We start from the raw sequence: 24837 nt of genomic DNA, 5'->3' as shown, positions 1-24837 counted from the left end.
GTGGTGAGGCGCGGCAGGTAGCAAAAGCCGCGAAGAATGGGAAGAGCTATGTTCCCTTCTCCCGGAGGGAGACGGAGGGGCCCGTCCCGCTGAGCCTCGGCGAAGCGGCCTGGTAGGTCGAGGGGCTACGGTGAAAGCCGGCCCGCGCCGCAAACCCTCACTCTCCCGCTCCCTTCAGGGCGAGGGAACCTGGTCCCCTCGCCCCAGCGGATCGGGCAGCGCCTCGCCATCCCCGACGAAGGTCAGGGAAATCGAGTTGATGCAGTAGCGCAGGCGGGTCGGCGGGGGGCCGTCGGGGAAGACGTGGCCCTGGTGGCTGCCGCACCGCGCGCAGAGGGTCTCGATCCGCAGCATGCCGTAGCTGGTGTCGCGCACCTCGCCGACGTGGGCCGGGTCGTAGGGCGCGTAGAAGCTGGGCCAGCCGGTGCCGCTCTCGAACTTGGTCTCGAACCGGAACAGCGGCAGGCCGCACAGGCGGCAGCAATAGGCGCCGGGGCGCTTCTCGCCGAGCAGGCCGCCACAGAAGGGCGCCTCCGTGCCCTGATGCAGCAGGACCTCCGCTTCCTCACGGGTCAGATCGGCCTCAAGCGTCGCGCGCTCGGCCTCCGTGGGCGGGGTGATGTCAAAGCCGGCGGCGGATATGGCGGTCTGGGTCATGCGTGCCAATGTAAGGGCGGATCGGCCCCGCCGAAAGAGAGAGGACTCCCCATGCTGACCGCCACGACCCCGTCCATCGCCGAACGCCCGACCCGCCAGACCCTGGGCGTGGTGTCCGGCGAGGTGATCCTCGGCGCCAACATCTTCCGCGACCTGTTCGCCGGCATCCGCGACATCGTCGGCGGCCGGGCCGCCAGCTATGAGTCGGTGCTGCGCCAGGCCCGCGAGGGCGCGATGAAGGAAATGATCGAGGAAGCGACACGCCAGGGCGCCGACGCGGTCGTGGGCATCGACATCGATTACGAGACCCTGGGCGCCAACAACGGCATGCTGATGGTCACCGCCACCGGCACGGCGGTGAAGCTGGGCTGACGCCGTCGTCGCCCTAGATCGCGGCGGATGACAAACTCCCCTCCCCCTGAAGGCTGCGCTGTCGTGATCGGCGCGTCGGGCGGCATCGGTCGGGCGCTGACGGAACAGATCGTCGCGAGCGGCCGGTTCGCCGCGGTCCATGCGTTGAGCCGGTCAGGAGAAGGCGCGCCGGACGGGTCGACGGGGGGAAGGATCGATCTCGAGGACGAGGCGTCCATCGCGAAGGCCGCCGCGAGTCTGTCCGCTCCGCCGAGGCTGGTGATCGTCGCCAGCGGCCGGCTGCATGGTCCGGGCCTGGCGCCGGAAAAGGCGCTGCGGATGCTGGACCCGGCGGCGATGCACCAGGCGTTCGCCATCAACACAGTCGGCCCCGCGCTTGTGGCCAAACATCTCATGCCGCTGTTTCCGCGTGAGGGCCGGAGCGTGTTCGCGGCGCTGTCGGCGCGAGTCGGCAGCATCAGCGACAACCGGCTGGGCGGCTGGCACAGCTATCGCGCGTCGAAGGCGGCGCTGAACATGCTCATCGCCACCATCGCCATCGAACTGGCCCGGACGCGGCCCGCAGCCCTGTGCGTCGGCCTGCATCCCGGGACCGTCGACACCGGCCTGAGCAAGCCTTTCCAGGGCGGTGTTCCGGGCGAGCGGCTGTTCACCGCCGACCACAGCGCCGACCGGCTGCTACAGGTCATCGATGGCCTGACGCCCGCCGACAGCGGCGGCGTGTTCGCCTGGGACGGCGCCCGGATTCCGGCCTGAGCCAACGAAGCCGCTCCGGGCGACGTTGCGGCGCCGTTGCCAACGCGACCCACGCGGGCTAACCCGGCCCGGCAAAATCGTGCGTGAGGGGCGTGGCCAGGCCGATGTTCTCGAAAATTCTGATCGCCAACCGGGGTGAAATCGCCGTCCGGGTCATCAAGACCTGCCGTCGGATGGGCATCAAGACCGTCGTCTACTCCGAGGCGGACGCCGACAGCCTGGGCGTGGAGATGGCCGACGAGACCGTGTTCATCGGTCCGGCCCCGGCCAGCGAATCCTATCTGGTGCAGGACAAGATCATCGCCGCCTGCAAGCAGACGGGCGCCCAGGCCGTGCATCCGGGCTTCGGCTTCCTGTCGGAGAACGCCTCGTTCGCCCAGCGCTGCGCGGACGAGGGCATCGTCTTCATCGGCCCCAATCCCGGCGCGATCCGCGCCATGGGCGACAAGATCGAGTCCAAGAAGTTCGCTGAAAAGGCCGGCGTCAGCTGCGTGCCCGGCCATATCGGCGAGATTGACGACACCGCCCACGCCATCAGGATCTCCGAGGAGATCGGCTATCCGGTGATGATCAAGGCCAGCGCCGGCGGCGGCGGCAAGGGCATCCGCGTCGCCCACAGCCGACAGGACGTCGAGGAAGGCTTCCCGGCCGTTCGATCGGAGGCCAAGTCCAGCTTCGGCGACGACCGGATCTTCATCGAGAAGTTCATCACCAGCCCGCGCCACATCGAGATCCAGGTGCTGGGCGACAAGCACGGCAACGTGGTGCACCTGTTCGAGCGGGAATGCTCGATCCAGCGCCGCAACCAGAAAGTCATCGAGGAGGCTCCCTCCCCGCTGCTCGACGAAGCCACCCGGGCCGCCATGGGCGCCCAGGCCGTCGCCCTCGCCAAGGCCGTCAACTACGACAGCGCCGGCACGGTCGAGTTCGTCGCCGGCCAGGACAAGAGCTTCTACTTCCTGGAGATGAACACCCGTCTGCAGGTCGAGCACCCGGTCACCGAGCTGATCACCGGCCTGGACCTGGTCGAGCAGATGATCCGCTCGGCCTACGGCGAGGCGCTGAACGTCAGCCAGGACACCCTGAAGATCAACGGCTGGGCCATCGAGAGCCGGATCTACGCCGAAGACCCCTATCGCAAGTTCCTGCCGAGCATCGGCCGGCTGGTCCGCTACGATCCGCCCGTCGAGGGCGAGCATGACGGTTATGTCGTGCGCAACGACGCCGGCGTCCGCGAGGGCGACGAGATCTCGATGTTCTATGACCCGATGATCTCCAAGCTGTGCAGCTGGGCGCCGACACGCCTTGCCGCCGTCGACGGCATGGGCCGGGCGCTGGAAGACTTCCACATCGAGGGACTGGGCCACAACATCCCGTTCCTCGCCGCCGTGATGGACCAGGAGCGGTTCCGCTCCGGCAAGCTGTCGACCAGCTACATCGTCGACGAGTTCCCCGACGGCTTCGCCGGCACGACGCCGACCGCGCTGCAGACTGATCTTCTGACCGCCGCCGGCGTAGCGATGCACCGGATGATGACGAAACGGGCCGGCGGTTCGGACCGCCGCGACTGGGTCGTGTTCGTCGGCCACGACAGCCGCCGCGTCGATGTCGATGAGGCCGGCGGCGTGCTGAGCCTGCACCTCGAAGGCGACGATCGCACCCTCACGCTGGAAGGCGTCGACTGGCGGCCGGGCAAGGCGCTGTTCCGCGCCAGGCTGAACGGCGCGGCCTTCACCGTCTCGGTCGCCGCGGCGGCCGAGGGCTTCGTGATCCGTCACCGGGCCGCCAAGGCCAAGGTGCTGGTGCTGAGCCCACGTTCCGCCGACCTGCACGGCAAGCTGCCGGAGAAGAAGGCCGCCGACACCAGCAAGATGATCATCTCGCCGATGCCCGGCCTGGTGGTCAGCATGGACGTCGAGGTCGGCCAGACCGTCCGCGAGGGCGAGGTCGTCTGCGTCATCGAGGCGATGAAGATGCAGAACATCATCCGCGCCGAACGCGAAGGCGTGGTGAAGACCGTCTCGGCCAAGGGTGGCGACAGCGTCGCCGCCGACGAGGTGCTGGTCGAGTTCGGCTGATGACGCCGGTCCAGACCCTGTTCGGGTTCAAGGGGCGCATCCGTCGCACACACTGGTGGCTGTGGGTGATCGGCCTGGCGGTTGCCCACGTCGCCGCCGCCGCAGTGATCAGCCTCGGGCTGGGTCTGAATGTGTTCGCCGCCGAGAGTCCGCTCAGCACGCTGTTTGGCGCGGCGCGACGACTGCCGCTCTGGGCGGCTGTCCCGTTCGAGCTGCTGTTCCTGTGGCCGACGACGGCGCTGGGGGTGAAGCGGCTGCAGGATCGCAACATACCCGGCTGGCCCGTCGTGGCGTTCTACGCGGTGGCGATGGTGATGGGATTCGTCACCCGCCAGGACGTCGGCGCCGCGGCCGGCAAGTTCAGCGGTGCGGGCGGACTGCTGCTGATGTCGTTCAACCTCGTCTACCTGGCCGTGGCGATCGGCTTTCTGGTGACGCTGGGCTTCCTCGCCGGCACGCCCGGCGACAACCGGTTCGGGCCCTCGCCGAAGGCCGATACCGCGCCCGCCGAATAATTCACGGCCCCGCCGAACCGAACATGGGTCTGCCGCGTTGATCCCGCGATGGCGGGAGGCTGTCGCATGGCGCTTTGGGACCTTTATCGCTTTGACGGCCGGATCGGACGGCTTTCGTTCGCCCTGACGCAGATCGGGGTGTTCACCGCCAGCTATGTGCTGACCTTCCTGATGATCATCTTCAGCGGCGCCGGCGACGAGACGGCCGCCGGCATCACCTGGGCCGGCCAGACGGGTGTCGGCCTGGCCATCGCCTTCCTGCTGCTGAACGGGGCCTGGATCAGTCTGGCGGCGTCGATCAAGCGCTGCCACGACCGCGATCTGAGCGGCTGGATGCTGCTGTTCGTGTTCCCGCCCCTGCTCGGCCAGCTTTGGCTGGTGCTCAGCCTGGTCACCGGCGAGGGCACAGGCGGCCGCAATCGTTTCGGCGCGCGCGAGCCGATGCACGTCGACTGGAGCGGCGACCTTTCACAGCGCCGCGCTCTCGCCTAGATAGGGGTCTACGAGACCCTGTCTCTCGAGAGTCGGAGCGAGCAAACCCCATGAGCGGCCAGATCGACTGGGCGGAGCTGTTCTTCTCCTCCACGGGCCGCGTGGCGCGGACGCCGTTCCTGATCGCCGCGGCGGTGCTGATCGCCATCGCAATGGTCTACGAAGCCTCGATGCCGCCCGGCGTTCACTGGCTGACCGGCTGGTTCGTCTATCCGGGCCTGCTGTTCTCCGGCGCCTGCGTGCTGTCCAAGCGGCTACATGACCGGGGACGGTCCGGCTGGCTGGCGGCGATCATCATCCTGGCGCTGATCGTGGCCTGGCCGATTCCGGCGGGCTTCCTCGACTTCGCCTTCTCGCTGGTCATCCTGTGGGCCGCCGTCGAGCTGGGCGTACTGTCCGGCGAGCAGGGCGCCAACCGCTACGGACCCAATCCCGTCAAAGCCGTCACCGTCTAGGAGCTTCTTCCCGTCATGCGCGCTGTCTTCACCTTCGCCGCCGTTCTGGCCCTGTCGACCCCGGCCCTCGCCGCTGAAGCCATCCCGCCCGAAGCCCAGCCGGGCATCGATGCGGTCAAGGGCATGCTCAAGAGCGCCAAGTCGGTCAGCTTCCGCAAGATCAAGGTCAACGCCGCCGGCGACGTCTGCGCCCTTGTGACCCCCACCGCCTCGAGCGACGACATCGCCTTCGTCTGGACCAAGGCCACCGGCAACGTCTGGATCAACGAGTCGCCGGACTACGGCTATTCCGAGTTCGTCTGGGGCAACCCGCGCCTGCAGCGCTCGACCGAGCGGCCGCTCTATCAGGCCTGGAAGGCCTGCCAGAAGGGTTAGGCTGATATCCTTCTCCCGTTGGGAGAAGGTGTCGGGTGGAACCCGACGGATGAGGGTTTAGGGAGCCGACAGGCGCCGTATCCCCTCACCCTCCCGTCGCGATGCGCCGTGCCCCTCCCTCTCCCGCCGGGAGAGGGTAGTCCACCACCGCCCCGAACACCGGCTCGAACGCGGCCCGCAGCGCGGCGTCGGCCTCGTCCATGGTCACCGGCAGGCCCTGATCGACGAGGCTGGTGACGCCATGGTCGGTGACCCCGCAGGGGACGATGCCGCCGAAGTGGCCCAGGTCCGGCTCGACGTTCAGACTGATGCCGTGGAAGCTGACCCAGCGGCGCAGCTTGACGCCGATGGCGGCGATCTTGTCCTCGCGCGACCAGCCGGCGCCCCTTCGCTCGACCCAGACGCCGACGCGGCCGTCGCGGACCTGGCCTTCGAGGTTGAAGACCGCCAGGGCGCCGATCACCCAGGCTTCCAGCGCCGCGACGAAGGCGCGCACGTCTTTCGTGCGCTTGCCGAGATCGAGCATCACATAGGCCACCCGCTGGCCGGGCCCGTGGTAGGTGTACTGGCCCCCTCGCCCGCTCTCGAACACCGGGAACCGGTCCGGCTGGATGAGGTCCGCGGCCTTCGCCGAGACGCCGGCGGTGTAGAGCGGCGGGTGTTCCAGCAGCCAGACCAGCTCACCCGCCTCACCCTTCGCGATCGCCTCCGCGCGGGCCTCCATCGCCGCCACGGCGTCGGGATAGGCCACCGGCGCGTGCGACACCGCCCAGCCGGCCGGCAATCCGTCGGCCCGGCCGAAAAGAGGTGACGCGGCGGGCCTCAAAGCCCCTGGATTTAACGGCTGATCAAGCATGAGGCCCCAATGTGGCGTGTCGGCGCTCATTGCGCGAGGGGCCAAGCAGTTCGTGAGTCAGGTTCAGTCGGTCAACGTCGAGATTTCCGTGGTCCTGGGGCGCTCGACGCTCCCCATGTCCCAGCTGCTGCGCATGGGCCGCGGGGCGGTGATCCCGCTCGACGCCAAGGCCAGCGACGAAGTCTGGATCCTGGCCAACAACCACCCGGTGGCGCGCGGCGAAATCCAGATCAACGACGACAAGATCAGCATCGCCGTCACCCGCGCCGCCGACGTCTACGACTTCATGGCCGGCGGGACGACCTAGGGCCTTTCGGCGCGATCCCCCTTCCCGGCTTCGCCAGGGAGGGCAGTCGCCTTCCTTACAGCGGAATGTTGTCGTGCTTCTTCCAGGGGTTCGACAGCTGCTTGCCCTTGAGGCTGCGCAGCGCCCGGACGATGCGGCGACGGGTGCCGTGGGGCTTGATCACGTCGTCGATGTAGCCGCGCGAGGCCGCGACGAACGGGTTGGCGAAGCGGTCCTTGTATTCGGCTTCGCGGGCGGCCAGGGCCTCCGGGTCGTTCATCTCGGCGCGGAAGATGATCTCCACCGCACCCTTGGCGCCCATGACCGCAATCTCGGCGGTCGGCCAGGCGTAGTTGACGTCGCCGCGCAGGTGCTTGGAGCTCATCACGTCATAGGCGCCGCCGTACGCCTTGCGGGTGATGACCGTGACTTTCGGCACCGTGGCCTCGGCGTAGGCGAACAGCAGCTTGGCGCCGTGCTTGATCAGGCCGCCGTACTCCTGCTTGGTGCCCGGCATGAAGCCCGGGACGTCGACCAGGGTGATGATCGGGATGTTGAAGGCGTCGCAGAAGCGCACGAACCGCGCGGCCTTACGGCTGGAGTCGATGTCCAGAACCCCGGCGAGCACCTGAGGCTGGTTGGCGACGATGCCGACGCTCTCGCCGTCCATGCGGGCGAAGCCGCAGATGATGTTCTTGGCCCACTCGCTTGAGATTTCAAAGAAATCGGCTTCATCCACGATCTTGAGGATCAGTTCCTTCATGTCGTAGGGCTTGTTCGGATTGGCCGGGATCAGGGTGTCCAGGCTCATCTCGTCGCGGAACGGCTCGTCGAAGCTTTCGCGCGACTCGGCCTTGGCGCGGTTGGAACTGGGCAGGAAGTCGACCAGCCGGCGGACCTGGGTCATCGCCTCCAGATCGTTGTCGAACGCGCCCTCGGCGACGCCCGACTTGGCCGCGTGAACCCGGGCGCCGCCCAGTTCCTCGGCCGTGACGATCTCGTTGGTCACCGTTTTGACCACGTCCGGGCCGGTGACGAACATGTAGCTGGTGTCCTTCACCATGAAGATGAAGTCGGTCATGGCAGGGGAATAGACGTCGCCGCCGGCGCAGGGGCCCATGATCACGCTGATCTGCGGCACGACGCCCGAGGCCAGCACGTTCTCGAGGAAGATGTCGGCGTAGCCGGCGAGGCTGTCGACGCCTTCCTGGATGCGGGCGCCGCCGGCGTCGAACAGGCCGATGACCGGCGCGCCGACCTTCATGGCCTGGCGCTGGACCTTGACGATCTTCTGGGCGTGAGCGCCGCTAAGAGAGCCGCCGAAGACCGTGAAATCTTTCGAGAAAACGTAAACGACCTTGCCGTTGATCGTGCCCCAGCCGGTGACAACGCCATCGCCCGGAACCCGCTGGTCCTGCATGCCGAAGTCGTGGCTGCGATGTTCGACGAACATGTCGAACTCCTCGAAGCTTCCCTCGTCGAGGAGCAGATCGATCCGCTCGCGCGCGGTCAGCTTGCCCTTGGCGTGCTGGTTGGCCACCCGCGTGGCGCCGCCGCCGGCCCGGGCCTGCTCGCGCCGCTTTTCGAGTTCTTCGAGGATGTTCTGCACGCCGCCATTCCCTGTCTGTCGAACGGGACCGGGTTAAAGCGGCGGCGGGGGTGTGACAAGCATCGAAATCCCTTCTCCCGGCGGGAGAAGGTGTCGGGTGGAACCCGACGGATGAGAGGTTACGGAGGGTCAGGATTCGCCCGACCCAGCGTAACCCCTCACCCTCCCGGCGCTTCGCTCCGGGCCCCTCCCTCTCCTTGCGGGAGAGGGGTCAAAGCGCCCTGAACCACCGCTCCAGCCAGAGGGCCTCCGCCAGACGGCCCTCGGTGCGGATAGCCGCCTCCCCGTCGATGCCCCAGAGCCGTTCCTGGAAAGCCTCGTCGAGGCGGGCGAGGTGGTGGGCCTGCTCGCCCGAGACGTGGCCGCGCTGCAGGGCCAGGGCCAGCACCGCCGACCCCAGCAGGCCGGCGGCATGGGCCAGCGCCGCCAGGCCGAAGTCGTCGAGCTCAAGCGACAACGCCTTCACCCGCGTCAGGGCGTCGGCGGATTGCTCGCGATGAATGATGCCGACCGTGGGCTCCAGCGCCACGCCAAGCTCGGATCGGGCCCAGGCGAGCAGCGGGTCCCAGGCGGTCGTCTGTTCAGCGGCCAGTTCGCGGGGCGACTCGGCCCGGTAGCAGAGCAGGTCCGAGCCGGCGTAGCGGGCGACCTCGTCGGCCACGGCCTCGCGCACCGCACCGATCTTCTCCAGCGCCGTGAACGCCAGCCGCACAGCCGGCATGGAGACCATGACGATATGCGGGTTCTGGGCGTCCCATTCCCCGGCCGCCAGGGCCGCCAGCCCCGGCGTGGGCAGGACCAGCGGCGTTCCGCCCGGCGCCTTCGGCGCACGACCGTCGAGCAGCACCGCGTGGCCGTCCCCGGCCGGGGCGACGGTCACCGCGGTATAGAACCGGCGTGGATGCTGGACCCCGTCTTCCCGTGCCGCCACTGTGTCGATCTCCTCGTGCGACGGAAGCGCCGCGCCTGATCGTGGAAGTGACGTAACCGCCCCGCCAGTGCAAGGAGGCGCCGCCTTGGCATCACCCGCCGATCTGACCGCAGCGATCGCGGTGACGCGATTTGGCCTGGGCGCCCGGCCCGGCGAGATCGCCGCGGCCGCCGCCGCGGGTCCGCGTCAGTGGCTGATCAGCCAGATCCGGCCGGCCGAGGGCGCCGACCAGCCGCAACAGACGCCGGAGTCGGCGGGATCGCGGCTGCGGAACTTCCGGCTCTACCAGCAGGACCGCCGCCAGATGCGCGAGGGTCAGGGCGAGGTCGATCCGGCGGAGGATCCGGTCAGGATCGCCGCCCGCATGCTTCGCGAGGGGCCGGCCGTGGACTTCCTGGCCCGGGCAAGACTGGCGGCGACCACGCCGGCGGGCTTCCGCGAGCGCTGGGCGCTGTTCTGGGCCAACCATTTCACCGTTTCCGGCATCAAGCTGATCACCTCCGTGCTGGTCGGTCCGTTCGAGCAGGAGGCGATTCGTCCGCGCGTGTTCGGCCGGTTCGAGGACCTGCTGGTCGCCTCGACGGCCCACCAGGGGATGCTGGTGTACCTCGACCAGGTCCAGTCCGTGGGGCCACGCAGCCCGGCGGCGGCCTATCTCAAGCGCCGGCCGATGCCCGGTATCGGCGGCGGCCTGAATGAGAACCTTGCCCGCGAAATTCTCGAACTGCACACGGTCGGTGTGAAGGGCGGCTATAGCCAGGAGGATGTCACCGAGTTCGCCCGGGCCCTGACCGGCTGGAGCGTCGGCGGGCTGCGGGAGGCGGTCGGCCAACGCGGCGAGTACGTCTTCCGCGCCAACACCCACGAGCCCGGCGCCCGCACAGTGATGGGCAAGACCTATCCGGCGGCGGGCCCGGGACAGGCGCTGGCCGTGCTCAAGGACCTCGCCGCCCATCCGGCCACAGCGCGGCACATCTGCGGCAAGATCGCCCGGCACTTCGTGGCCGATGATCCCCCGGAGTCGCTGGTGGCGCGGCTGGAGGCGGCATGGACCGGGTCCGGCGGTCATCTGACCCGCGTCGCCGAGGCCCTGATTAACGCGCCGGAAGCGTGGGACCCCGCGCCGCGCAAGCTGAAGACGCCCTACGAGTTCCTGATCTCGAGCTGGCGAGCCATCGGCGGACAGCCGGGGGCCATCGAGCACATCTCGCCGCCGCTGCTGGCGATGGGCCAGCGGGTGTTCTCACCACCCTCCCCCAAAGGCTGGTCAGACGAGGCCATCACCTGGGCCGCGCCGGATGCGATCATCAAGCGGATGACCTGGGCCGAGGGCTTCTCGGCCGTGGTCGCCGCCGACCTCGACCCCGGTCCGATCGCCGCCGGGGCCCTGGGCGCGCGACTGAGCGACCCGGTCCGCGAGGCCGTGGCCCGCGCGGAGTCACGTCAGGAGGCCCTCTCGATCCTGCTTATGAGTCCGGAGTTCCAGCGCCGATGACCCGCCCTGCCCCTACACGCCGGTCGCTGCTCGCCGCCGCCGCCGGCCTTGGCCTCGGCGTCGCCTTTATGGGCCGCGCCGCCTTCGCCGACGACGCCGTTGGCCGCAAGAAGCTGATCACCGTGCTCGCGCGCGGCGGCATGGATGGACTGTCGGTGTCTCCCCCCATCGGCGATGCGGACTACGCTGCGCTGCGCGGGCGGATCACCATTCCGGCCGAGGCGGCGCTGAAGCTGGACGGGACCTTCGGCCTGCACCCGGCCCTCGCCGGGGTCCACGCGCTGGCGCTGAAGGGTCAGGCGCGGATTGCGCCGGCCATCGCCAGTCCAGACCGCGCCCGGTCGCATTTCGAAGCGCAGGACGTGCTCGAGAGCGGCGCGTCCGTGGTCTACGGCACCGCGTCGGGCTTTCTCAATCGCGCCCTGACCGCAGCGGGCGGGCGCAAGGTCGAGGCGTTGTCGGTCGGCGCGACTGCTCCGCTGATTCTGCGCGGTCCGACGCAGGCGGCCTCATGGTCTCCGGGCGCGGCCGGTGAAGGCAGTCCGCGGCTGCCGGGCATCCTGATGGACCTCTATGCGGGCGATCCGCTGCTCGCGCCGGCGCTGGCAAGCGGCCTGCAGACCGAGGCGATGGCCGCCACGGCCCAGGGCGACATGGCCGGGGGAATGGCCCCGGCCATGGCCGGATCAGGCGGCGTCGCCGGGTTTGTCCGCCAGGGTCAGAGGCTTGCGCAGACGCTGGGCAAGACCGTCGCCGGCTTCATGACCCAGCCGGGCGGCCCGCAGATCGTCGCCATCTCCGTCGACGGCTGGGACACCCACGCCAACCAGGGCGCCGCCGAGGGGCAGCTGGCCACGCGGCTGCTGTATCTCGACGCCCTGCTCTCGGGCCTGAACGAGGGTCTGGGGTCGGCCTGGAGCGACACGGTCGTGGTCGTCGCCACCGAGTTCGGCCGGACCGCGCGGATCAACGGCACCAGCGGCACCGACCACGGCACCGGCTCGACCGCGATCGTGCTGGGCGGCGCGCTCAAACCCGGCGGGATCATCGGCGACTGGCCAACCCTGCGGTCCGAGGCCCTGTTCGAGGGCCGCGACACGCGCCCGACCCTGGACATGCGCGGCCTGTTCAAGGGCGTGCTGGCCGACCACATGGGCGTCGATCGCGCCGCGCTGGAGACCGTGGTTTTCCCGGACAGCGCCGGGGCGCGAGCCGTGACGGGACTGGTGTAGGGCCGTCAGGCCGGCAGCACGTCGAACGCGCAGGTGAGCCTCGGCTGGTCTCCGCCGAACGGGACCGTGCCGTGCCACATGTAGGACGGGAACAGCACGAGCAGCCCGGGCTCGGGCTTGACCCAGTGCTCGGCCGGCAGCGGTGGCTGCGTCGGGACGCCCGGCTCGCCGAAGCCGATCCAGCCTTCGCGGCCCGTCTCAACCGCGTCCGGCAGGGCGATGTAGCAGGCCGTCGAGAGCCAGCCGCGGGGGTGCATGTGGTTCACGTGACGCCCGCCGGGCTTCAGGCGCACGGACCAGGATCCGTTGACCCGGAACTTGCCGGTCGTACGCGAGCGCAGGGGATCGCGCCCGCGTCCGAGCATCTCGATATGCCGCTGGATCGGTCCGCGGATCGCATCGAACAGGCCGCGGATGACCGGGTTGTCCGAGCGGTCGAGGCTCTGGCTGGTCTGCGTGCCCTGGCGCAGGGACTGGCCGATCGGATGGGCTTCGAGATTGTGCAGGCCGTTCAGCGCGGCGGTCATGTCTGCCAGCCAGGCGTCCAGCGTCGGCCAGCCGGGCGGCGTATCCAGCCGCCAGGGCTTCACGAAGGCGTCGTAGTCGTAGAGCTCGCCGTAGCGCGGGTCGCCCAGCATGCGCCAGGCGGTGGCCAGGAGCCCGATCGCCTGTTGGTCGTGTGGCGACTGCTCGCGCAGGATCGATGCGCGTCGCGCGGCCTCGTCCGGCAGGCCGGCGGCCAGGCTGGCCTCGGCGGACACCGCCAGGATCATGGGATCCCCCGGCGACCGGGCCAGGGCGCGCTCGGCGTGGAGCCGCCCGCGCACCGCGTCCTTCATCATGATGATCTGGGCCGCCGATATGTCGGCATAAGGGTCTGCGTCAGGCCGTGAGACCACCGGCAGGATGGCCTCGTAGGCCGCGTCGGTCTCGCCGGCGAAGTCCAGCAGCTTGGCCTTGACGATCCGCAAGGCTGCGTCTGCCGGCGACTGGCGAATAGCGGCGTCGAGCGCCTCGCCGGCCGCCGCCACGCTGCCGGTCCGCATCCAGATCAGGTCGGCCAGATCGCGGTGGGCCGGCGCCAGATCCGGTTTGCGCCGCAGGGCTTCGCGGAAGGCCGTCTCGGCCTCGTCGTAACGGCTGAGGCCCTGAACGGCCCGCCCGCGCAGGCGCCAGGTCTCGGGCGACTCGCCCCCGGTCGCGATCAGCCGGTCGAGGGTCGCTCCGGCTTCTTCGTAGCGCTCGGCGTCGACCAGGCTGACCGCGAGATTGTGCACCGCCGCCGGATCAGCGCCCGGGCGGTCGGCGATGCGTCTGGAGACAGCGATCGACTCGTCCAGCCGGTCCAGTGCGCGCAACGCCTCTGCATGGACGCTGAGCACCACCGGATCCTCGCCGGCGGTCGCCAGCGGCAGGGTCACCTTCAGCGCGTCGGCCGCCCGGCCCTTGCTGATCAGGAAGCGGCCGAGGGCCCCGGCCGCGGGGACAAAGCGGCGGTCGCGGACCAGGGCGGCGCGCAGGGCCCTTTCGGCGTCGGCGTCGCGGCCGAGCGCCAGCAGGGTGGCGGCCAGCTCGACCATCAGGATCGGCGCCTTCTTGTCGAGTGTCGAGGCCGCCTTCAGCTCCTGCTCCGCCGCCTCGAGGTGGCCGGCGGCATGCAGCGCCAGGCCGTGCAGACGGCGCGCGTCGGCCAGGCGCGGCTGGGCGCGGGCGAGGCTTGACAGCAGGGCGACGGCTTCAGTCAGCCGGCCCGCCGAGAGCAGACCCGCTCCGGTCTGGAGCGCCCTGGCGATCTCTGGCGTCACATCGTCACCGCTTCTTGCCGCGCCTCGCGAACGGTTCGGGATCGGCTTCATCCGAGGAGAAGCCGAAGCGCTCGAAACCCGCCTTCATTTCCTTGCTGATCGGAGCCTCGATGGCCAGCATGCCCTGCGAGGGATGGGGGATCACCAGCCGGCGGGCGTGCAACTGGAGCTGCAGCCCCTCCGACAGGGCCGCGCTCTTCTCGTCGCCGTATTTGGGATCGCCCAGGATCGGGTGACCCATGGCCTTCATGTGGGCGCGTAGCTGGTGCGTGCGGCCGGTGTGGGGACGCAGGGCCATCCAGCTGACGCGCGGACCGGCCCGGCTGATCGTGACGAACTCGGTCTCGGCCGCCTCGGCCTTGGGGTCCTTGGGATCGACCGGCACGACCATCTCGCGGTCGTTGATGCCCTTCTTGGCGAGGGGAACGTCGATGATGCCCTCGGTCGGGTGCGGCGTGCCGACGACCAGCGCCCAGTAGGTTTTCTGCGCCTTGTGCCGGGCGAAGGCGCCGGACAGCTTCGCCGCCGCCGCCGGGGTCTTGCCCAGCACCAGCACGCCGGAGGTGTCGCGGTCGAGCCGGTGGACGAGGCGCGGACGCTCCAGCCCCTCCCCCCAGGCCGACAGCAGGCGGTCGACGTGCTGGCTGGTCTTGGTGCCGCCCTGGACCGCGAGGCCGGCCGGCTTGTTCAGCACCAGCACCTCTTCGTCCTCGTAGAGCACCATCGCGCGGGCCATGGCCGCGTCGCGCGACGAGAGGGCCATCTTCTCGGTCGGATCGGGCGCATCGGGCAACGGCGGCACGCGCACCATCGATCCCGCCTGGAGCCGTGTGTCGGCCTTGGCGCGCGAGCCGTCGACGCGGATCTGGCCCGAGCGGGCCAGCCGCTGGATCTGGACCTGGGTCAGGTGCGGCCAGCGGCGGCGGAACCAGCGGTCAAGCCGCACGCCGTCCTCACCGGCCTCGGCCGGGTCGACATAGAGGGTCTTGACCTCGCGCGGGCTCATGCGGCCAGCACCCGGCGGGCCAGCATCAGACCCGCGAACAACGCGGCCACCGACAGCACGACCGACAGCAGCGAATAGCCGAACGCCTGCGGCAGTTGCCGCCGTTCGATCATAAGGGCGACCTCCAGCGAGAAGGCCGAGAAGGTGGTGAACCCACCCAGCACGCCCACGCCCAGCAGCAGACGCCAGCGCTCCTGATCCCCGCCGCCGCGCAGGGCCAGGGACGCGGCAAGCAGCCCCATGGCGAAGCCGCCGACGACGTTGACCGCCAGGGTGCCGTACGGCCAGCCCGTTCCAAGCGCCCGGGTTGCGCCGACCCCGGTCATGTAGCGCGCCACGGCGCCGACCGCGCCGCCCGTTGCCACGAGCAAAATCTTGTCCATGCCGCCCTTATGCGACGATGCGCCGCTGCGCGCAAAGCACCGGCTTCAACGTCGCGTTAAACGCGACGGCTCATTATGGGTATCGCAGACTACGAGCCTCGCGAGCGTTCATGAGCCAATCGACCATCGACCGCTTCAACGCCGCCGATATTTCCGCCCTGCTGGAGCGGTTCGGCGGTCACGACCTGATGGGTCGAGGGGCCGTCAACATCATCAGCCTGGCGGCGATCCAGAGCCGCAGCGGCGAGCGCTGGTCGCGAAAGCGGCCCGATGTCTGGGCTTATGTCGAGCGCAAGCTGGCCGAGCACCTGACCTATCAGGACCTGGCCCAGCGGATCGGCGAGACGGACTACCTGATCGCCATGACGAGCGAGGAAGGCGTCGCCGCACAGGCCGTCGCGCTCAAGGTGCTGGAGGAGGTGCTGATGCACTTCCTGGGCGTCGCCGAGCCGCGCGACATGGCTGTACAGGCGGTGACGTCGCTGAAGGACGGCCAGGTCAGCTGCGCGCCACTGGATCCGGTATTCATCCTGCAGGCGCGAACGCGTGAAGTCGCCGCGCCGAAGCCCGTCGACCGGCCCGAGGTCGATCCCGCCGAGCTTCGCAAGCGCAATCCGTTCAGTTTCCAGGCCGGGATCGGCATTCCCCTGCGGATCGACTTCGCGGTCGAGGATCTGCGCAGCCTGAAGCACGGCATCACCGCCGCCCTGCGGATCGCCCCGACGGTCACCGAGGTCCCCACGGGTCGGGCGATCCCCGCGCGGCTGTTCAACAAGCTGTCGGACGCCGATCTGCTGCAGATCGACCAGGCGACCCTCGATTTCGCCACCCTGTTTCTGCCGCGCATCGACAAGCCGGGTCAGCCGGCGCTTATCGTGCCGGTGTCGTTCCGCACCATGGCCACAAGCAAGGGCCGGACGATTCTGATCAACTGCGCCGGCTCCGCCGCAGGCCGGGTCAAGACCAGCGTGATGCTGGAACTGGTGGATATCGACCGCGGCGCGCCGCTGGCGCGGCTGATCGAGGTGGTCGGGCTGCTCAAGTCCGTCTGCCGCGGCGTATTCGCCCGGGTGCAGCCGGGACGCGACGCCACGGCGCCGCTGCAGGGCTTGCGCCTGATGGGCGTGACGCTCGACGCGGCCGACCTGCCCGGCGGGGACAGTCGCCTGGCCGCCCAGATCCTCGAATTCGGCCGCCAGGCGCGCGGCCTGGCGCCGGCGCTGGTGGTGCAGGGGCTCAATTCCGACGGCTTCTTCGCCGTGGCCGAGACGGCCGGCCTGACCCATGCGTCATTGCGGGTGGCGGCGATGACGCTGGAGCAGGGGACGGCGGCGTGATCCGCCATCAATGCTCCCCGCTCGCGGGGAGCTGTCAGGCGGAGCCTGACTGAGGGGGCAGAACCGGCGCTCGAAGTCAGAGTCAGAACGCGGCCAATCACCGACTCTCCGCGCTGCCCCTCCACCGCCTCCGGCGGTCCCCCTCCCCGCGATGCGGGGAGGATTCAGGGAAGCGCTAACCCCAACCCTTGCGCCAGCGTCCGGAAATCCTCCGGCGGCGGAGCCTCGATCGTCATCGTCTCGCCGTCCGGGTGCGGGAAGGTCAGCTTCATCGCGTGCAGCATCAGACGCGGGACCGGCAGGCCGCCGGCCATCAGCGCGCCGCCGTAGCGGGCGTCGCCGACGATCGGACGGCCGAGACTGGCCATATGGACGCGCAGCTGGTGCATCCGGCCGGTCTCGGGACTGAGCTCCATCAGCGCCGCCTCCGGCGTTGCGGCGAGCGTGCGGTAGCGCGTCTTCGCGGTCTCGGCGTCGGGATGGTCAGGCGGGGAAATGCGCATGTAGGCCTCGCGGCCGATGCTCTCGCGGCGCAGGGCGCTGTCGATCACCCCGCCCTTCGGCGACGGCGCGCCGGGCGCGACGATGGCCAGGTAGGTCTTGCGAAACCGCTTCGCAATCATGGCCTTGCCGAGGAAACTTGCGGCGGGCTGGGTGCGGGCGGTCAGGATCACGCCCGAGGTATCGCGGTCCAGCCGGTGCACCAGCCGCGGCCGCGATCCGCCCGGCCGGGCGAACGCCCAGGTCAGCTCATCCAGCGTATTGGCGTTGATCCGCCCGCCCTGGCTGGAGAGCCCCGCCGGCTTGTTCAGGGCGATGATGTGGGCGTCCTCGGCGATCACGATGCCCCGGATGAACGCGATCTCCTCCGGCGTGAGGGTGATCGGCTTTTCGTGGGCTTTGATCTTCTTGGGGGGACGGGGACTCACGCCTTCCTCGCCCGCATCGCCGCCCAGCGGTCGAGCCGCTCCCTGACCTTCGCCTCGTGCCCCTCGCCCTTCGGCTTGTAGAACACCCGCCGCTCCATGCCGTCCGGGAAGTAATTTTGGCCAGAGAACCCCTCCTCGGTGTCGGGGTCATAGGCGTAGCCCGCGCCGTAGCCGAGGTCCTTCATCAGGCGGGTCGGCGCGTTGAGGATGTGGCTGGGCGGGGCGAGCGAGCCTGTCTCCCGCGCGGCCTTGCGAGCCGCGCCGAAGGCCTTGTAGACGGCCACCGACTTGGGCGCGCAGGCCATGTGGACACAGGCCTGGGCCAGGGCCAGTTCGCCCTCGGGACTGCCGAGGAAGTCGTAGGTGTCCCTCGCGGCGTTGCAGAGCAGCAGGCTCATCGGATCGGCCGCGCCGATGTCCTCGCTGGCCATGCGCGTCAGGCGGCGGGCGATGAACAGCGGGTCCTCGCCGCCCTCCAGCATCCGCGCCAGCCAGTAGAGCGCCGCGTCCGGATCGCTGCCGCGCACCGACTTATGCAGGGCGCTGATGAGGTTGTAGTGCTCCTCGCGGTCCTTGTCGTAGGCCGGGCTGCGCTTTTGCAGCACCTCGCCCAGTTCGGCGGCCGTCAGGGGCTTGGGCGAGCCGATCGACAGCAGGGTCTCCGCCAGGGTCAGCAGATAGCGGCCGTCGCCGTCGGCCATGGCGACCATCGCCTCCCGGGCCGCCGGCTCGAGCGGCAGGGTCAGGCCGGTTTCGGCCTCGGCGCGCTGCAGCAGCTGTTCCATCGCCGCCTCATCCAGCCGGCGCAGGACATAGACCTGGGCGCGGGACAGCAGGGCGCCGTTGAGCTCGAAGCTGGGGTTCTCGGTCGTCGCCCCGACGAGAGTGATGGTCCCCTCCTCCACGAACGGCAGGAAACCGTCCTGCTGGGCGCGGTTGAAGCGATGGATCTCGTCGACGAACAGCAGGGTCGACTGGCCGGCGGCGCGGCGCATCTTGGCCTGTTCGAAGGCCTTCTTCAGATCGGCGACGCCGGAGAAGACGGCGCTGATCTGCTGGAACTCATAGCCGGCAGCCTTCGCCAGCAGTCGGGCGATGGTGGTCTTGCCGGTGCCCGGCGGCCCCCAGAGGATCATCGAGCCGAGGCGATTGCCGGCGATCATCCGCCGGATCGGCCCGCCCTCGCCGAGCAGGTGATCCTGACCGACAACCTCCTCCAGCGCGCGCGGCCGCAGCCGCTCGGCAAGCGGCGCAGGGGCGTGGGGAGTCAGGCCGGCGGCCTCGAACAGGTCGGACATGGAGAGGGTTTAGCATCAGTCGGGGACATGTACCGCAGGTACGTGTCCCCTAACTGCGCATCTGGGGCTCTCGCGCTTCGATTGGGGGACACGTACCTTTGGTACATGTCCCCTAGGTCCTGAACGCCGCCGTGATCAGCTGGCCGCCCCGCTGGATGGTGACGCGCCAGACCTTGCCGCCGGCGCCGATGGCGCTGTTGAGATCGCCGAGGGAGCGGATCTGGCGGCCGTTGATCTCGCGGACCATGTCGCCGGGCTTGAGGCCGGCCTGCTGGGCGAAGCCCTGGGCCACGCGGGTGACGACCACGCCGCCGCCCTTGCCGTCGAAGGGATCGACGCCGATTTCGTCCGCCACGGCCGGCGACAGGGTAGCCACCGTCGCGCCCTGGAAGGGGTTGGCGCCCGAGATCGTCCGCTCGTCGCCCCGGCCGCCGGGGGCAGGCTCGGCGCGGACCTGGACGGTGCGCTCGGCGTTGTCGCGCAGAAGGCGGACCGGCACCTGCTCGCCCGGCCGGCGCGAACCGAACTGGTAGGTCGCCGCGCCTTCGTCATTCACGTCCTCACCGCCGACGGCGAGGATCACGTCGCCGACCTGCAGGCCCGCACGCTGGGCGGGGCCGCCCGGCCAGATGTCGGTGATGACCACGCCGCGCGGCGCGGGGAAGCCGAGGCTGCGGGCCACGTCGGCGGTAACGGTCTGGGTGCGGGCGCCGAGCCACGGCCGGATGACCGCCTGGCCGCCGCCGAGCGCGGCGTTGACCACCTGGCGCGCCATCGCGGCGGGGATCGCGAAGCCGACGCCCGACGAGGTGCCCGAACGCGACAGGATGGCCGTGTTGATGCCGATCAGGTCGCCGTCCATGTCGACCAGCGGCCCGCCGCTGTTGCCCGGATTGATCGCCGCGTCGGTCTGGATGAAGAAGCTGTAGTCGGTGATGCCGACGTTCGAGCGGGCCGTGGCGGAGACGATGCCGTTGGTCACCGTCTGGCCGACGCCGAACGGGTTGCCGATCGCCAGCACCAGATCGCCGACCTCCATGGTCTCCTGATCATCGATGGCGATCACCGGCAGGCGCTCGCCGCCGGTGTCGATCTTCAGCACGGCCAGATCGGACCGGGGATCGGCCAGCAGCACCTTGGCCGGAAACTCGCGGCGGTCGGCCAGCTGGACCATGATCTCGTCGGCGCCGTCGATGTTGTGGTTGTTGGTCAGGATCACCCCGTCGGCGCGGACGATGGCGCCGGAGCCGAGAGACTGGGCCACGCGCTGCTGGGGCATGCCACCGCGACCGCTGAACATGTCCCAGAACGGATCCACCCGCTGGCGCACCAGCCGACGGCTGGAGACATTGACCACCGCCGGCGCCGCGCGTTTCACGACCGGGGCGAACGAGGTCTTCAGGCCCTCGACGCTCGAGGGCGGCGCCTTGGTCGGCTGGGCGAGCCCGGCGTCCTGCGCCTGCGACTTCGAGGCGGGATCGGAACAGGCGGCCAGCAGGGCCAGAACGGGCAGGAGCAGTTTCACGGCGCGCATGAAGTCTTTCAGGTCAGAATTGTCCCCGTCGCCAGAACAGCGAAGATTTCGGGCGCAATGATGGCCTTGAAAGCCTTCAGACGGCCCTGGGTTCCGATCCGGCCTTCAGGGCGATCACGAAGGCGGCCAGCAGCATCCCGGCCGCCAGCCAGATGGCGAGGCCCGGCAGATGTACGCGGCCTTCGTTGTGGATCGACCAGGCGAAGGTCAGGCCGAATATCGCCGGACCGGCGATCGAGGCGATGCCCTGAAGGCTCTGGTTGGCGCCCTGAAGCCGGCCCTGTTCGGCCGGGCCGACGCGGCGGGTCATCAGGCCCATGAGCCCCGGCTGCACCAGACCCATCAGGGCGAACACCGGCGTGCCGAGCAGGTACCAGACCCCTGTCGGCGCAAAGCCGTAGATGATGAAGCCGAGGCAGCCGAACAGGCAGCCGACGAGCAGCGCGCCCTTCTCCCCGATCCGTTTCACGGTCGGGCCGACGAGGAGGATCGAGACGGCGATGCCCAGGATGCCGGTCAGGCCCATGGTCAGCCCCATCGTCGACGGGCTCCAGTTGTAGCGATAGCCGACGTAGAGGACGAAGATCGACGGCAGGACCGTGTGCGCCAGCTGGAACAGGAAGCCGACGCCGGCCAGGCGGACGAGATCCGCATGCGATCGCAGCAGCTTGAGCGATCCGACCGGGTTTGCCTTGCGCCAGTCGAACGCCGCCGCCCGGTTCTCCAGCGGCAACGACTCGGGCAGCACGAAGAGGCCGTAGACGAAGTTCACCAGCGTCAGGCCGGCCGCGACGAAGAACGGCAGGCGCAGGTCCATGTCGACCGTCCAGGCGCCGATCACCAGGTCCGGCATGCGCAGGCTGATGTCGCCGAGCAGGCCGCCAAGCACCGGGCCGATCAGGAAGCCGAAGCTGAAGGCCGAGCCCATGAAGCCGAAGGCCTTCGCGCGGCCTTCCGGCGGTGTGATGTCGGCGACATAGGCGCTGGCGGTCGAGAAGCTGGCCGCAGTCATGCCGTTCAGGATTCGCCCGAACAGCAGCCAGGCCAGGCTGGGGGCCAGGGCCATGAACAGGAAGTCCACGCCCAGGCCGAACAGCGACAGCAGCAGCACCGGCCTGCGGCCGTAGCGGTCCGACAGCATGCCGAGGATCGGGCCGATGACGAACTGCATCACGCCCCAGGTGACGGCGAAGACGACATTCCACTCCGACGCCGACGCCGTGTCGCCGCCCGTGAACTGCTTGATCAGGTTGGGCAGGATCGGGATCATGATCCCGAACGACACCGCGTTCATGACCGCCGAGGCGAAAATGAAGCCGAAGGCGGCCCGGCGCCCTTTTGGCGCCGCCTGTTGATCCGTCATTCCCGCTCCCCGGCGATCAGCTTTTTCGGCGCGACCTGACGCCAGGCGAGGCGCACGAGATCAGCCAGTTTCTCCCCGTCCATGCGCCCGATGTCCAGTTGCGTCCAGCCGCCCTTGTCCCAGTTTCCCAGCGACACGATGGCGTTGGCGTCGGTCTGCTGCAGCGACTCCTTGACCAGCGCGGGCAGCTTCAGGACGACCTTGTGGACGCCGTCCTCGCCGACAGGCGGCAGGGTCGCGAAGATCTTGCCGCGCACGCGGAATGAGGCGCGGTCGAAGTGGGGCTGTTCCAGCGCTTCGGGCAGGGCGAGCGCGAGGGCGCGGAGGCCGGACTGGTTCATATGCTCCTCTCCCGGAGGGAGAGGGAGAGGCCCTCGCAGAAGGCGTGGGAGGGTGAGGGAGTACGGTCCGTCCGGAGGCGCCTTACCCCCTCAACCTCCCGCTCTGCTTCGCAGGGCGGGCCCCTCCTTCTCCCCATGGGAGAAGGTTCAGATTTGCTCATCCCAGATGCTCCCCCAGCCGCCCCAGCAGCGCCCGCCACCATTCGCCATGCCGCGCGAGGAACGCCGTTTCCGGGAAACCGTGCTTGGCTGCATGGGCCTGGGGGACGCTGTCCCAGCCGGTGTGGGTGACGGTGATGCGGGTTTGGTCGCCGACCGGCTCGAAGGTCACCTCGACCTGCGTCGCCATGTCCGGAGTGAAGGTCGCCTGACGCCAGCCGACCACGAGGCGGACGCCCGGCTCCCAGGCGCTGACCCTGCCGATCTCGAACACCTTGCCGCCCTCGCGGGTCTCGATCAGGCGCTCGCCGTTCTCGAACGACAGCACGCCCGGCGCGCGCGGGGTGAAGGCGAACAGGCTGTTGGCGGTCCACCACTGGCCGATCTCGGCGGTGAAGGCCTCGAACGCCCGCGCCGGCGTCGCCTTGACCCGCAGGGATACCACGACCCGGGAGGCCATCAGTCGGGCTTCTCGACATGCGCCTTGAAGGCCGCGAGTTGGACCGTCCACATCCGCTCGGTTTCTTCCAGCCAGCGCAGCAGGTGAACCATGGGCTCGGGCCTGAGCTGATAGACCCGCACGCGGGCGTCGAAGTCAGGCGAGGTCTCCTCGACCAGGCCAGACTGACGCAACGTGCGCAGATGGCGGCTCATGGCCGGAGCGGACAGGCCCGCGGCCTGCGCCAGCTCCCCGGCCCGCCGGGGTCGGTCGCGCAGCAGCTCGACGACCCGCCGACGGTGCGGGTCGGCCAGGGCGGCCAGGGTCCTGTCCAGCGCGGCGGCCGGCATCAGGGTTTGTAGACGGTGGTCTTCAGGCCCATGTCCTTGGCGTCCCACTCGTCGGGCGTCAGGACTTCAACCGTCTGGCTGACCGTCCAGATGTGCCCCTCGAGGTCTTTGCAGCGGTAGGTGCGGTCGCCATAGAATTGGGTTTCCGGCTCGACCAGGATCACCGCTCCGGCCTTGCGGGCGCGCTCGCAGTGGGCGTCGACCGTCCCCTCCCCGTCCGCGAGCTGGATGTGCACCGTCTGGGTCATCAGGCCGTTGATCGACAGCGGACTCCTGTGCTCGTCCGTCCATTCGTTGCCGACCATGACGATGCTGTCGCCGTAGACCATCTGGGAGTGGGCCAGATTGCCGGCCTCGTCCTCGATCAGCAGAGTGGTCTCGAAATCGAAGGCTTCAGCCAGGAACTTCAGCGCCGCCTTGGGGTCGCGATAGACGACGGCGGACGACAGGGCGCGTTTGGCGGGCACGGTGGCCTCCTTTGCAATTTCCATAATATTTAACGCACACCGCAATTATCTGGTCAAGCCGGCGGCTGCGCCGGACGCCGACAGGCCTATTTCAACGCGGGCCCGGTGTCCTTCAGCGCCCCGTCGTTGGGCTGCGGCGTCAGGCCCAGCAGCCTCATCACGAGCGGATAGACCGAGACATTGTCGAAGACCGGCAAGGTGACGCCCGGGCGGAAGGCCGGCCCGTGCGCGATGAACAGCGCGCGCATCTCGACGGCCTCCGGATCGAACCCGTGCGCGCCGGCGCGCTTTGTACCGGCCGACCGAGCGAAAGACTCCCGGGTGGTCAGCGCCCAGCCCGTTTCGGACAGGCAGATGATCGGCGGAATGCGCGGGTGGGTCCCGTACCGGAAGCGCGCCGGAAGGTCCGCCTTGCGCCAGCACTCAACATGGTCGTGCTTGCCGACAATGGCCGCTTCGGCCGCCGGCGTTTCGGCGATCAGCCCAGCCACTGATCCCAGGGTGATCGACCTCACGCCCCCTCCGGGAACCAGATCATCCAGGAAGACCGACCGCTCCCGCGCCACGGGCGCCATGCCGTGATCGGCGACGACGATCAGGTTGACCCTGCCGTAAAGTCCGCGCGCCCTGAGGCCTGCGACCAGGCGAGCCAGCGCCGCGTCCGTCGCCACAAGGGCCGCGTTGAGCTCGGGGCTGTCCGGCCCCATGCGATGACCGATCGTGTCGACCGCCTCGAAATACAGGGTCATGAAGCGCGGCTGGTCAGCCTTCGGCAGGTCCAGCCAGCCCAGCAGGCGATCGACCCGGTCGAAGGCCGGGAGTGACTCATGGTACGGAAACCAGGTGGTGGGGCGCACGCCGCGCACCGGCGCCTCGGAGCCGGGCCAGAACATGGTCGCGGTCTTCACCCCTGCCCGTTCGGCGGTCACCCAGACCGGCTCGCCGCCATCCCACCAGAAGCGGTCCTCGACCTGCTCGCGCGCGTACATGTTGAACTTCACCCCCGGCCGGGCCTCGTCGAACAGGGTGTTGTCGGTGATGCCGTGCTGGTCAGGCCGAAGCCCGGTGACCAGGGTGTAGTGGTTGGGGAAGGTGTTGACCGGGAAGGACGGCCGCATGCCCTCCCGCGCCCAGGCGCCTTCGGTCGCCAGCGCGGCCAGGGTCGGGGTCAGGCCGCGCAGCGCGTAGTCGGCGCGGAAGCCATCGATCGAAATCAGGATCACCGGCGCCCGCTCGGCCGCCCGCGCCGGCGCGGCGATCAGGAAGAGGGCCGACAGGGCCAGACAGAGGCGGCGGACGAGCGAGGTCATGGGTCTT

At 69.5% G+C, this 24837-nt stretch carries 27 protein-coding genes; 11 read left to right on the top strand and 16 right to left on the bottom strand.

Annotated features, from left to right (window positions below):
• Nucleotides 1-174: 174 nt before the first annotated feature.
• Nucleotides 175-657, bottom strand: coding sequence for a peptide-methionine (R)-S-oxide reductase MsrB (gene msrB, locus AC3WJT_RS12240; RefSeq protein WP_492343403.1), 483 nt, complete (start codon nucleotides 655-657; stop codon nucleotides 175-177).
• 51 nt (nucleotides 658-708) lie between these two features.
• Between msrB and AC3WJT_RS12235 the strand changes: the two genes are divergently transcribed.
• The 7 genes from AC3WJT_RS12235 to AC3WJT_RS12205 all read left to right on the top strand — a co-directional run bounded on the left by AC3WJT_RS12235 (nucleotide 709) and on the right by AC3WJT_RS12205 (nucleotide 5700).
• A complete protein-coding gene (locus tag AC3WJT_RS12235; RefSeq protein ID WP_492343402.1) occupies nucleotides 709-1029 on the top strand; it encodes a heavy metal-binding domain-containing protein in 321 nt (106 codons plus the stop codon).
• 27 nt (nucleotides 1030-1056) lie between these two features.
• Entirely contained in the window at nucleotides 1057-1785 is a 729-nt protein-coding gene (locus AC3WJT_RS12230) for an SDR family NAD(P)-dependent oxidoreductase (RefSeq protein ID WP_492343401.1), read from the top strand.
• Between the two features lie 104 nt (nucleotides 1786-1889).
• Complete coding sequence (locus AC3WJT_RS12225; RefSeq protein WP_492343400.1) at nucleotides 1890-3863, top strand: acetyl-CoA carboxylase biotin carboxylase subunit; 1974 nt, start codon at nucleotides 1890-1892, stop codon at nucleotides 3861-3863.
• The gene (locus AC3WJT_RS12220; RefSeq protein WP_492343399.1) at nucleotides 3863-4378 is read left to right on the top strand and encodes a DUF805 domain-containing protein; all 516 of its coding nucleotides are present in this window, start codon (nucleotides 3863-3865) and stop codon (nucleotides 4376-4378) included. Before AC3WJT_RS12225 ends, AC3WJT_RS12220 begins: the two co-directional genes overlap by 1 nt.
• A gap of 66 nt (nucleotides 4379-4444) precedes the next feature.
• Nucleotides 4445-4870 (top strand): DUF805 domain-containing protein, encoded by a 426-nt coding sequence (locus AC3WJT_RS12215; RefSeq protein ID WP_492343398.1) that lies wholly within the window; start codon nucleotides 4445-4447, stop codon nucleotides 4868-4870.
• Nucleotides 4871-4920: 50 nt separating this feature from the next.
• Nucleotides 4921-5325, top strand: a complete 405-nt coding sequence (locus AC3WJT_RS12210) for a DUF805 domain-containing protein (protein ID WP_492343397.1) — start codon at nucleotides 4921-4923, stop codon at nucleotides 5323-5325.
• Nucleotides 5326-5340: 15 nt separating this feature from the next.
• Entirely contained in the window at nucleotides 5341-5700 is a 360-nt protein-coding gene (locus AC3WJT_RS12205; protein WP_492343396.1) for a hypothetical protein, read from the top strand.
• Nucleotides 5701-5785: 85 nt separating this feature from the next.
• Here the strand turns inward: AC3WJT_RS12205 and lipB are convergent, their stop codons facing one another.
• Complete coding sequence (lipB, locus tag AC3WJT_RS12200; protein WP_492343395.1) at nucleotides 5786-6556, bottom strand: lipoyl(octanoyl) transferase LipB; 771 nt, start codon at nucleotides 6554-6556, stop codon at nucleotides 5786-5788.
• Between lipB and AC3WJT_RS12195 the strand changes: the two genes are divergently transcribed.
• Nucleotides 6555-6863 carry a FliM/FliN family flagellar motor switch protein gene (locus AC3WJT_RS12195; RefSeq protein ID WP_492343394.1) on the top strand — a complete coding sequence of 103 codons (309 nt, stop codon included), beginning with the start codon at nucleotides 6555-6557 and terminating at the stop codon, nucleotides 6861-6863. The two genes, lipB and AC3WJT_RS12195, sit on opposite strands and share 2 nt — an antisense overlap.
• Nucleotides 6864-6918: 55 nt before the next feature.
• Here the strand turns inward: AC3WJT_RS12195 and AC3WJT_RS12190 are convergent, their stop codons facing one another.
• Entirely contained in the window at nucleotides 6919-8451 is a 1533-nt protein-coding gene (locus tag AC3WJT_RS12190) for an acyl-CoA carboxylase subunit beta (protein WP_492343393.1), read from the bottom strand.
• A 211-nt stretch (nucleotides 8452-8662) separates the two neighbouring features.
• Complete coding sequence (locus AC3WJT_RS12185; RefSeq protein ID WP_492343392.1) at nucleotides 8663-9382, bottom strand: ATP12 family chaperone protein; 720 nt, start codon at nucleotides 9380-9382, stop codon at nucleotides 8663-8665.
• Nucleotides 9383-9467: 85 nt separating this feature from the next.
• Between AC3WJT_RS12185 and AC3WJT_RS12180 the strand changes: the two genes are divergently transcribed.
• Both AC3WJT_RS12180 and AC3WJT_RS12175 read left to right on the top strand, forming a co-directional pair.
• Nucleotides 9468-10877, top strand: a complete 1410-nt coding sequence (locus AC3WJT_RS12180) for a DUF1800 domain-containing protein (protein WP_492343391.1) — start codon at nucleotides 9468-9470, stop codon at nucleotides 10875-10877.
• The gene (locus tag AC3WJT_RS12175; RefSeq protein ID WP_492343390.1) at nucleotides 10874-12109 is read left to right on the top strand and encodes a DUF1501 domain-containing protein; all 1236 of its coding nucleotides are present in this window, start codon (nucleotides 10874-10876) and stop codon (nucleotides 12107-12109) included. The genes AC3WJT_RS12180 and AC3WJT_RS12175 overlap by 4 nt, the downstream gene beginning before the upstream one ends.
• A gap of 5 nt (nucleotides 12110-12114) precedes the next feature.
• On the opposite strand, the gene AC3WJT_RS12170 is transcribed toward AC3WJT_RS12175, so the two are convergent.
• Genes AC3WJT_RS12170 through crcB form a run of 3 tightly spaced genes read right to left on the bottom strand, consistent with a single transcriptional unit; the run spans nucleotide 12115 to nucleotide 15303 of the window.
• Entirely contained in the window at nucleotides 12115-13914 is a 1800-nt protein-coding gene (locus tag AC3WJT_RS12170; RefSeq protein WP_492343389.1) for a putative 2OG-Fe(II) oxygenase, read from the bottom strand.
• A 4-nt stretch (nucleotides 13915-13918) separates the two neighbouring features.
• Nucleotides 13919-14920, bottom strand: coding sequence for an RluA family pseudouridine synthase (locus AC3WJT_RS12165; protein ID WP_492343388.1), 1002 nt, complete (start codon nucleotides 14918-14920; stop codon nucleotides 13919-13921).
• Nucleotides 14917-15303, bottom strand: coding sequence for a fluoride efflux transporter CrcB (crcB, locus tag AC3WJT_RS12160; RefSeq protein ID WP_492343387.1), 387 nt, complete (start codon nucleotides 15301-15303; stop codon nucleotides 14917-14919). The genes AC3WJT_RS12165 and crcB overlap by 4 nt, the downstream gene beginning before the upstream one ends.
• Before the next feature lie 110 nt (nucleotides 15304-15413).
• Between crcB and AC3WJT_RS12155 the strand changes: the two genes are divergently transcribed.
• Complete coding sequence (locus AC3WJT_RS12155; protein ID WP_492343386.1) at nucleotides 15414-16640, top strand: hypothetical protein; 1227 nt, start codon at nucleotides 15414-15416, stop codon at nucleotides 16638-16640.
• Nucleotides 16641-16804: 164 nt separating this feature from the next.
• Here the strand turns inward: AC3WJT_RS12155 and AC3WJT_RS12150 are convergent, their stop codons facing one another.
• From AC3WJT_RS12150 to AC3WJT_RS12110, 9 genes are all read right to left on the bottom strand, one after another.
• Nucleotides 16805-17569 carry an RluA family pseudouridine synthase gene (locus AC3WJT_RS12150; protein WP_492343385.1) on the bottom strand — a complete coding sequence of 255 codons (765 nt, stop codon included), beginning with the start codon at nucleotides 17567-17569 and terminating at the stop codon, nucleotides 16805-16807.
• Nucleotides 17566-18867, bottom strand: coding sequence for a replication-associated recombination protein A (locus AC3WJT_RS12145; RefSeq protein WP_492343384.1), 1302 nt, complete (start codon nucleotides 18865-18867; stop codon nucleotides 17566-17568). Before AC3WJT_RS12145 ends, AC3WJT_RS12150 begins: the two co-directional genes overlap by 4 nt.
• A gap of 112 nt (nucleotides 18868-18979) precedes the next feature.
• Nucleotides 18980-20401, bottom strand: coding sequence for a DegQ family serine endoprotease (locus AC3WJT_RS12140; RefSeq protein WP_492343383.1), 1422 nt, complete (start codon nucleotides 20399-20401; stop codon nucleotides 18980-18982).
• Nucleotides 20402-20477: 76 nt separating this feature from the next.
• Entirely contained in the window at nucleotides 20478-21764 is a 1287-nt protein-coding gene (locus tag AC3WJT_RS12135; RefSeq protein ID WP_492343382.1) for a TCR/Tet family MFS transporter, read from the bottom strand.
• Nucleotides 21761-22105, bottom strand: coding sequence for an MmcQ/YjbR family DNA-binding protein (locus AC3WJT_RS12130; RefSeq protein ID WP_492343381.1), 345 nt, complete (start codon nucleotides 22103-22105; stop codon nucleotides 21761-21763). The genes AC3WJT_RS12135 and AC3WJT_RS12130 overlap by 4 nt, the downstream gene beginning before the upstream one ends.
• Nucleotides 22106-22262: 157 nt before the next feature.
• Complete coding sequence (locus tag AC3WJT_RS12125) at nucleotides 22263-22724, bottom strand: SRPBCC domain-containing protein (protein WP_492343380.1); 462 nt, start codon at nucleotides 22722-22724, stop codon at nucleotides 22263-22265.
• Nucleotides 22724-23053, bottom strand: coding sequence for an ArsR/SmtB family transcription factor (locus AC3WJT_RS12120; RefSeq protein WP_492343379.1), 330 nt, complete (start codon nucleotides 23051-23053; stop codon nucleotides 22724-22726). Before AC3WJT_RS12120 ends, AC3WJT_RS12125 begins: the two co-directional genes overlap by 1 nt.
• Entirely contained in the window at nucleotides 23053-23520 is a 468-nt protein-coding gene (locus tag AC3WJT_RS12115) for a VOC family protein (protein WP_492343378.1), read from the bottom strand. The genes AC3WJT_RS12120 and AC3WJT_RS12115 overlap by 1 nt, the downstream gene beginning before the upstream one ends.
• Before the next feature lie 86 nt (nucleotides 23521-23606).
• A complete protein-coding gene (locus AC3WJT_RS12110; protein ID WP_492343377.1) occupies nucleotides 23607-24830 on the bottom strand; it encodes an alkaline phosphatase family protein in 1224 nt (407 codons plus the stop codon).
• Between the last annotated feature and the right edge of the window lie 7 nt (nucleotides 24831-24837).

The organism is Caulobacter sp. FW305-C-30-S16, assembly GCF_058783025.1.
The sequence above is the reverse complement of the archived record's forward strand: the minus strand, read 5'-3'. Positions and strand labels throughout refer to the sequence as shown.

What these genes read in the sequence shown, in the direction of transcription:
- AC3WJT_RS12165 (WP_492343388.1), bottom strand. Translation starts at nt 14,920, where the DNA reads ATGAGCCCGCGCGAGGTCAAGACCCTCTATGTCGACCCGGCCGAGGCC.
- AC3WJT_RS12145 (WP_492343384.1), bottom strand. Translation starts at nt 18,867, where the DNA reads ATGTCCGACCTGTTCGAGGCCGCCGGCCTGACTCCCCACGCCCCTGCG.
- crcB (WP_492343387.1), bottom strand. Translation starts at nt 15,303, where the DNA reads ATGGACAAGATTTTGCTCGTGGCAACGGGCGGCGCGGTCGGCGCCGTG.
- AC3WJT_RS12155 (WP_492343386.1), top strand. Translation starts at nt 15,414, where the DNA reads ATGAGCCAATCGACCATCGACCGCTTCAACGCCGCCGATATTTCCGCC.
- AC3WJT_RS12130 (WP_492343381.1), bottom strand. Translation starts at nt 22,105, where the DNA reads ATGAACCAGTCCGGCCTCCGCGCCCTCGCGCTCGCCCTGCCCGAAGCG.
- AC3WJT_RS12110 (WP_492343377.1), bottom strand. Translation starts at nt 24,830, where the DNA reads ATGACCTCGCTCGTCCGCCGCCTCTGTCTGGCCCTGTCGGCCCTCTTC.
- AC3WJT_RS12230 (WP_492343401.1), top strand. Translation starts at nt 1,057, where the DNA reads ATGACAAACTCCCCTCCCCCTGAAGGCTGCGCTGTCGTGATCGGCGCG.
- AC3WJT_RS12120 (WP_492343379.1), bottom strand. Translation starts at nt 23,053, where the DNA reads ATGCCGGCCGCCGCGCTGGACAGGACCCTGGCCGCCCTGGCCGACCCG.
- AC3WJT_RS12125 (WP_492343380.1), bottom strand. Translation starts at nt 22,724, where the DNA reads ATGGCCTCCCGGGTCGTGGTATCCCTGCGGGTCAAGGCGACGCCGGCG.
- AC3WJT_RS12225 (WP_492343400.1), top strand. Translation starts at nt 1,890, where the DNA reads ATGTTCTCGAAAATTCTGATCGCCAACCGGGGTGAAATCGCCGTCCGG.
- AC3WJT_RS12135 (WP_492343382.1), bottom strand. Translation starts at nt 21,764, where the DNA reads ATGACGGATCAACAGGCGGCGCCAAAAGGGCGCCGGGCCGCCTTCGGC.
- AC3WJT_RS12195 (WP_492343394.1), top strand. Translation starts at nt 6,555, where the DNA reads ATGAGGCCCCAATGTGGCGTGTCGGCGCTCATTGCGCGAGGGGCCAAG.
- AC3WJT_RS12210 (WP_492343397.1), top strand. Translation starts at nt 4,921, where the DNA reads ATGAGCGGCCAGATCGACTGGGCGGAGCTGTTCTTCTCCTCCACGGGC.
- AC3WJT_RS12175 (WP_492343390.1), top strand. Translation starts at nt 10,874, where the DNA reads ATGACCCGCCCTGCCCCTACACGCCGGTCGCTGCTCGCCGCCGCCGCC.
- AC3WJT_RS12235 (WP_492343402.1), top strand. Translation starts at nt 709, where the DNA reads ATGCTGACCGCCACGACCCCGTCCATCGCCGAACGCCCGACCCGCCAG.
- lipB (WP_492343395.1), bottom strand. Translation starts at nt 6,556, where the DNA reads ATGCTTGATCAGCCGTTAAATCCAGGGGCTTTGAGGCCCGCCGCGTCA.
- AC3WJT_RS12140 (WP_492343383.1), bottom strand. Translation starts at nt 20,401, where the DNA reads ATGCGCGCCGTGAAACTGCTCCTGCCCGTTCTGGCCCTGCTGGCCGCC.
- AC3WJT_RS12205 (WP_492343396.1), top strand. Translation starts at nt 5,341, where the DNA reads ATGCGCGCTGTCTTCACCTTCGCCGCCGTTCTGGCCCTGTCGACCCCG.
- AC3WJT_RS12220 (WP_492343399.1), top strand. Translation starts at nt 3,863, where the DNA reads ATGACGCCGGTCCAGACCCTGTTCGGGTTCAAGGGGCGCATCCGTCGC.
- AC3WJT_RS12215 (WP_492343398.1), top strand. Translation starts at nt 4,445, where the DNA reads ATGGCGCTTTGGGACCTTTATCGCTTTGACGGCCGGATCGGACGGCTT.
- msrB (WP_492343403.1), bottom strand. Translation starts at nt 657, where the DNA reads ATGACCCAGACCGCCATATCCGCCGCCGGCTTTGACATCACCCCGCCC.